The organism is Vibrio sp. 1S139 (assembly GCF_041439475.1).
In the GTDB taxonomy this organism is placed as follows: Bacteria; Pseudomonadota; Gammaproteobacteria; order Enterobacterales; family Vibrionaceae; genus Vibrio; species Vibrio crassostreae_C.
Window position 1 is genome coordinate 21707 of sequence record NZ_JBGOOD010000060.1, and the last position, 6560, is coordinate 28266.

Genomic DNA, 6560 nt, shown 5'->3' on the forward strand with positions numbered 1-6560 from the left:
ACGAATAATGAAAAGAGACATCAAAGTAGCGTCGGTTCAGTTTAACCATCATGCAGGCGATAAGGCGTATAACTTGTCGGTGATAGGTCAATACGTTCAACAAGCTGCGAAGAGTGGTGTGGAGATCATCAGTTTCCCAGAGATGTGCATCACTGGCTACTGGCATGTGTCTGCTTTGTCGCGAGACGAGATAGAAGCGCTAGCGGAACCTGTGCCGAGTGGTGAATCGACTCAAAATCTGATTGCACTGGCAACACAGTTTGGCATCAGTGTTGGGGCTGGTTTGATAGAGCAGGGTGTGGATGGCGAGTTATACAACACTTATGTGTTCGTGATGCCCAATGGAGAAGTTCAGAAACACCGTAAACTGCACACCTTTGTGAGCCCACATATGAGCAGCGGCGACCAATACACGGTGTTCGATACGCCCCATGGTTGTAAAGTCGGTATCTTGATTTGTTGGGATAACAACTTGGTCGAGAACGTACGAATTACTGCATTGAAAGGCGCTGATATATTGATTGCGCCACACCAGACGGGCGGTTGTCAGTCACGTAGCCCGAATGCAATGAAGCGAATTGACTCAGATTTATGGTTTAACCGAGATGAAAACCCAGAAGCGATTCGTGCTGAAATGCAGGGTAAGAATGGGCGCGAATGGCTAATGCGTTGGTTGCCTGCAAGAGCGCACGATAACGGTATGTTTGTGGTGTTCAGTAATGGTGTCGGCGTTGATATGGATGAAATGAGAACCGGTAATGCGATGATTTTGAGCCCTTATGGTGAAATCATCACCGAGACGGACAGCGTTGATAACGATATGGTGATTGCAGAGCTAAAAGCCGAAGAGTTGGATATGTGTACTGGCAGGCGCTGGATTCGTGGTCGTAAGCCTGAACTGTACCATTCACTGACTCAGCCATTAGGTCATGAACTGGACCCGCACCAAGCGCGTTTTGCAGAGAAATAATGGTGTAAGCGCAGGTGATAAAGGATTAATTAGAGAAGTCGAAAGGGAGAGGAGGTTGAAAGAGAGGAGGAGGATTCCTGATGTAGTCTACCCACTTAAACTGTTTTTAAGTGGGTAGACTATTTACACATCAAGCATCAAGCATCAAACGTCTAAGTTCTATTCTCAGTGTCGAGTACGAGAAGATGTCAGTTCTGATGCGCGAAGCTGAGCCACGGCTTTTGCTAGTTCAAGTTGAGCTTGAGCAAAATTGATGTCTACATTGCCCTTATTGATATTTTCTAGAGCTGCATATTTCGCTTCTTCTGCGCGAGCGCGGTCAATATCTTGGCCGTGCAGGGCAGTATCGGCTAACACCGTTACCACATCCGGCTGAACTTCCAGCATCCCGCCAGAGACATAAAGCACTTGGCCTTCTGATTTAGGGTCTGTGACAAACACTGTGACGCCCGGCTTTATTTTACTGAGAAGCGGGGAGTGACCGGGGCGGATCCCCAACTCACCATCAGCGCCAGAAACGGCTAGGGCATACGCTGGACCTGAAAACAGCGTACCTTCCGCACTTACAATATTAAGTTGAAATGTATTATCTGTAATTCCGATAGCCATGGTGCACCTACCTCTTAGAGTGATTTTGCTTTGTTAAGCACTTCGTCGATAGAGCCACAGTACAAGAATGCTTGTTCTGGGATATCGTCATATTCACCGCTTAACAGACCTTTAAAGCCTCTTAGTGTTTCGCTTAGCGGTACAAAGACACCTTTCTGACCGGTAAACACTTCTGCCACGTGATAAGGCTGAGTTAAGAAACGTTCAATCTTACGAGCGCGAGATACGGTCTGTTTGTCTTCAGTAGACAGCTCATCCATACCAAGAATCGCGATGATGTCTTTTAGCTCTTTGTAGCGTTGCAGCGTTGTTTGTACTTTTTGTGCAATGTCGTAGTGCTCTTGGCCTACGATCAGCGGATCTAACTGACGTGACGTTGAATCTAACGGGTCAATCGCAGGGTATAGACCCAGTGCCGCGATGTTACGAGACAGTACAACGGTCGCATCTAAGTGAGCAAAGGTTGTTGCTGGCGATGGGTCAGTCAAGTCATCCGCAGGTACGTATACTGCTTGGATAGACGTGATAGAGCCTTGTTTTGTTGACGTGATACGCTCTTGAAGTACGCCCATCTCTTCAGCCAGTGTTGGTTGGTAACCTACTGCTGAAGGCATACGACCTAGCAGAGCTGATACTTCTGTTCCCGCAAGCGTGTAACGGTAAATGTTATCAATGAACAACAGTACGTCACGACCTTCATCACGGAAGCGCTCAGCCATAGTTAGGCCTGTAAGTGCTACACGTAGACGGTTTCCCGGTGGCTCGTTCATTTGACCGTAAACCATGGCTACTTTGTCTAGTACACCTGCTTCTTTCATCTCGTAGTAGAAGTCGTTACCTTCACGAGTACGCTCACCTACACCGGTAAACACAGAAAGACCTGAGTGGGCTTTGGCGATGTTGTTGATAAGCTCCATCATGTTGACGGTTTTACCTACACCAGCACCACCGAACAGACCAATTTTACCACCCTTAGCGAATGGACAGATAAGGTCGATAACCTTAACGCCTGTTTCTAGAAGCTCAGTGCTGTTTGCTTGTTCTTCATAAGAAGGGGCTTCACGGTGAATCTCGTAGTTTTCTTTCTGACCGATTTCACCACACTCATCGATAGGTTGACCAAGCACGTTCATGATACGGCCTAGCGTTTCTTCGCCGACAGGAACCGTGATTGGAGAGCCTGTGTTTTCAACCGTTAGGCCACGACGTAAGCCATCTGACGTACCCATTGCAATACAACGAACGATATTGCTACCCAGTTGTTGTTGTACTTCCAATACTAACGAGCTTGCTTCGTCGCTAGTCACTTTCAATGCATCATAAACGCGTGGGCTGTTGCCGCCGCTGAACTCGACGTCAACCACCGCGCCGATTACTTTAACTATTTTTCCAACACTCATTCTTAAATCCTCAAATTCTGTTCTTGACCCAGTCTTTTCTAGCCCTAGACAGCTTGGGCACCTGAGACTATTTCACTCAGCTCTTGGGTAATGGCAGCCTGACGCGCCTTGTTGTAGACCAACTGCAAGTCATCAATGAGTTGGCCTGCGTTATCAGTCGCCGCTTTCATAGCGACCATTCGGGCTGCTTGCTCACAGGCAATGCTCTCTACGATGCCTTGATACACTTGCGATTCGATGTATCGATGTATCGATGTAACAGTTCTGAGAGTATGTCTTTGGGTGCTTGCTCATAGATGTAGTCCCAACGACGCGCTTTTTTAGGCTCACCACCTTCCTCAGAATCCGAAGGGTGGGGGAGCAACTGCAAGGTCGTTGGCGCTTGAACCATGGTGTTGACGAACTGGTTGTAAACGAGATACAAGCTATCGATTTTACCTTCGTCGTAATGCCCGAGCATCGCATTCACCGTACCTAAGATGTCTTCTAACTTAGGTGTATCGCCAAGACCTGACGTTTGTGCAATAACGTTGCCGCCGCGTTGGAAGAACGAGATAGCCTTAGATCCCACTAAGGTTGTTTCTACCTCGACTCCCTTGGTGCGCCATTGCTCCATTTCTTCTAACACTTTCTTGAACAAGTTTGAGTTCAAGCCACCACACAAGCCGCGATCGGACGAGATAATGATGTAAGCGACACGCTTAGGTTCACGCTGTTGCAGGTAAGGGTGCTGGTACTCCAGGGAACCCGATGCAACATGAGAGATAACTTTTCGCATGTTCTCGGCGTAGGGGCGAGTTAGCGTCATGTTGTCTTGAACCTTGCGCATCTTACTTGCTGCAACCATTTCCATTGCGCTAGTGATTTTCTGAGTGTTACTAACACTGGCTATCTTGGTGCGAATTTCTTTAGTACTTGCCATAATCTGCTCCTATTTGTTTTGATTTCCAGCTAACAAACCGGAGCACTTACCAAGCTTTCATCCCAACAAAACCTTCTAGGATCTCTTTAAGAGCACCGTCGATTTCGTCATTGTAATCGCCTGTCGCGTTGATTTTTTCGAACAACGCAGGGTTCTGACCTTTGGCATAAGCAATCAGCTCTTCTTCAAAACGGGCAATGTTGTTTAGCTCAACACCGGCCAAGTAGCCTTTCTCTGCTGCGTAGATAACCGTTGCTTGCTCAGCGACTGACATTGGAGAGTATTGTTTTTGCTTCATTAATTCGGTAACACGCTCGCCATGGTCTAGCTGTTTGCGCGTCATCTCATCTAAGTCAGAAGAGAATTGAGCAAAGGCCGCCAGCTCGCGATATTGAGCTAATGAAGTACGGATACCACCAGACAGTTTCTTGATGATCTTGCATTGCGCCGCACCACCCACACGAGATACCGAGATACCTGGGTCTACTGCAGGACGTAAGCCTGAGTTAAACAGTTGGGTTTGAAGGAAAACCTGACCATCAGTGATTGAGATTACGTTGGTTGGTACAAACGCTGATACATCACCCGCCTGAGTTTCAATAATAGGAAGCGCCGTTAATGAGCCTGTTTGGCCTTTCACTTCACCGTTAGTGAACTTCTCTACATACTCTGCATTCACTCGTGCTGCACGTTCTAGTAGGCGTGAGTGAAGGTAGAATACGTCGCCAGGGAAGGCTTCACGACCCGGTGGGCGTTTCAATAGCAATGAGATTTGACGGTAAGCAACGGCTTGTTTTGATAGGTCATCATAGATGATCAGCGCATCTTCACCGCGGTCACGGAAGTATTCACCCATGGTGCAACCCGCATAAGGGGCTAGGTATTGAAGCGCTGCAGACTCTGATGCTGACGCCACGACTACGATGGTGTTTTTTAGCGCATCGTGGTCTTCGAGTTTACGAACCACATTAGCGATAGTGGAGGCTTTTTGGCCAATCGCTACATACACACATTTGATGCCAGAATCTTTCTGATTGATGATCGCATCGATAGCTAACGCTGTTTTACCCGTCTGACGGTCACCAATGATAAGCTCACGTTGACCACGACCGATTGGCACCATGGTATCAACCGCTTTATAACCAGTTTGAATAGGTTGATCAACAGACTTACGTTCGATTACACCCGGTGCAATCACTTCTACAGGGTCGAGTCGGTCACAACTCACTGGGCCTTTGCCATCGATTGGCTCGCCTAATGTGTTGACTACACGACCAAGAAGTCCGTTACCTACAGGTACTTCTAAGATACGACCTGTACCTTTCACTTTCATACCTTCAGAGAGGTCAGTGTAGGGGCCCATAACCACCGCACCTACTGAGTGGGTATCGAGGTTAAGTGCGAGTGCGTATTTACCACCTGGTAGCTCAATCATCTCGCCTTGCATAACATCAGCAAGGCCATTGATTGTGATGATGCCATCACGAACCGATACGATAGTGCCTTCATTGCGAGCCTCGGTGCTCACATTAAATTTCGAGATGCGTTCTTTGATTAGATCGCTGATTTCATTTGAATTTAATTGCATAATTGTTACCTATCTCGCGTGAAGTTGATGAGCCAATCGGTCAATTGATGTGTTTAAAGAACCATCGATAACGGTTTCACCCGCCTTGATGACCATTCCACCTACTAACGTGTCATCAATAACCTGCTTCATTTCAACCTGACGCTCTAATTTCTTCTCAAGTGCAGCTGTTAGTGACGTAACTTGATCTTGTGTCAGCATTTCTGAACTGGTGACAGTGACAGGCACTACACGTTCATGTTCGTCCTTTAGCTCGCAGTACAATTCAAACAGGTCTCTTACAACAGAAAGGCGGCCGTTCTCGGCCAAGACTCGAATAAGATTAATGACGTGGTCATCAACGAGTCCTTGGCAAATATGAATGATGAGGTTTGCCAGCTCTTCTGTTTGGTGTGTAGAAGCACCTTCTGCTGAAGAAATCTGACTAGCGATCGTTTCTTCTTCCGCGACAGCCACAAGAATGGACAGCATTGAGTGCCACTCTTGTAACTGGTTTTCACCTAAAGCAAATTCAAACGATGCTTTGGCGTAGGGATGAGCAATATTGGTGTAATCTGACATATTGCCTCTCCTTAGAGTTCGCTAATCATTTGGTCAACTAGCGCTCGGTTCGTTGCGGAATCTAGGTTTTTGCTAATCAGTTTCTGTGCACTTTGAATTACTGCGTCTGCCATATCTGCCTGAAGTTCACGGCGTATCTTTTGGCGTTCGCCTTCTAGCTCAGCTCTACCTTGTTCTAAGATGCGTGCCTTTTCTTGCTCGGCTTCTTGTTGCGCTAAGCTGATGATTTCATTGCGGCGTTTTCGGCCCTGTTCAACCAGTTCAGTCACATCTTTTCTTGCATCTTCGATGAGTTGCGCGCCATTTGATTTTGCTAGTTCTAGCTCTTTCGCAGCGTTCTCTGAGTGGCGTAAACCATCAGCGATTTCTTTTTGGCGCTCGTCTAACATCGCGGTGAGAGGGGGCCATACATATTTCATGCAGAGCCAAACAAAAATCACGAATGAGATTGCTTGGGCGTTGTTGATCAAATCAGCTTGAGGTTCAACGACGCCATATTTGACTAATCGT

General features: G+C 47.2%; 6 protein-coding genes and 1 pseudogene. 1 reads left to right on the plus strand and 6 read right to left on the minus strand.

What is annotated here, in order from left to right; all coding sequences use genetic code 11:
- The first annotated feature begins 7 nt into the window (after positions 1–7).
- The gene (locus ACED46_RS17430) at positions 8–970 is read left to right on the plus strand and encodes a nitrilase family protein (RefSeq protein ID WP_371722011.1); all 963 of its coding nucleotides are present in this window, start codon (positions 8–10) and stop codon (positions 968–970) included.
- A gap of 165 nt (positions 971–1135) precedes the next feature.
- Here ACED46_RS17430 and ACED46_RS17435 read toward each other — a convergent pair whose 3' ends face one another.
- The 6 genes and pseudogenes from ACED46_RS17435 to atpF all read right to left on the minus strand — a co-directional run bounded on the left by ACED46_RS17435 (position 1136) and on the right by atpF (position 6469).
- On the minus strand, positions 1136–1579 hold the full coding sequence (locus ACED46_RS17435; RefSeq protein WP_004730391.1) for a F0F1 ATP synthase subunit epsilon: 444 nt from the start codon (positions 1577–1579) through the stop codon (positions 1136–1138).
- Between the two features lie 14 nt (positions 1580–1593).
- The gene (gene atpD / locus ACED46_RS17440) at positions 1594–2979 is read right to left on the minus strand and encodes a F0F1 ATP synthase subunit beta (RefSeq protein WP_017060843.1); all 1386 of its coding nucleotides are present in this window, start codon (positions 2977–2979) and stop codon (positions 1594–1596) included.
- Between the two features lie 44 nt (positions 2980–3023).
- Positions 3024–3901 (minus strand): annotated as a pseudogene (gene atpG / locus ACED46_RS17445) (F0F1 ATP synthase subunit gamma).
- 46 nt (positions 3902–3947) lie between these two features.
- Positions 3948–5489: a F0F1 ATP synthase subunit alpha gene (atpA, locus tag ACED46_RS17450; protein WP_104216112.1), complete on the minus strand. Its 1542-nt coding sequence runs from the start codon at positions 5487–5489 to the stop codon at positions 3948–3950.
- Between the two features lie 9 nt (positions 5490–5498).
- A complete protein-coding gene (locus tag ACED46_RS17455; protein ID WP_017060840.1) occupies positions 5499–6050 on the minus strand; it encodes a F0F1 ATP synthase subunit delta in 552 nt (183 codons plus the stop codon).
- An 11-nt stretch (positions 6051–6061) separates the two neighbouring features.
- On the minus strand, positions 6062–6469 hold the full coding sequence (gene atpF, locus ACED46_RS17460; RefSeq protein WP_371722012.1) for a F0F1 ATP synthase subunit B: 408 nt from the start codon (positions 6467–6469) through the stop codon (positions 6062–6064).
- Between the last annotated feature and the right edge of the window lie 91 nt (positions 6470–6560).

Coding starts and splice junctions, on each gene's coding strand:
- ACED46_RS17430 (WP_371722011.1), top strand. CDS start 8: ATGAAAAGAGACATCAAAGTAGCGTCGGTTCAGTTTAACCATCATGCA.
- ACED46_RS17435 (WP_004730391.1), bottom strand. CDS start 1,579: ATGGCTATCGGAATTACAGATAATACATTTCAACTTAATATTGTAAGT.
- atpD (WP_017060843.1), bottom strand. CDS start 2,979: ATGAGTGTTGGAAAAATAGTTAAAGTAATCGGCGCGGTGGTTGACGTC.
- ACED46_RS17455 (WP_017060840.1), bottom strand. CDS start 6,050: ATGTCAGATTACACCAATATTGCTCATCCCTACGCCAAAGCATCGTTT.
- atpA (WP_104216112.1), bottom strand. CDS start 5,489: ATGCAATTAAATTCAAATGAAATCAGCGATCTAATCAAAGAACGCATC.
- atpF (WP_371722012.1), bottom strand. CDS start 6,469: ATGAAATATGTATGGCCCCCTCTCACCGCGATGTTAGACGAGCGCCAA.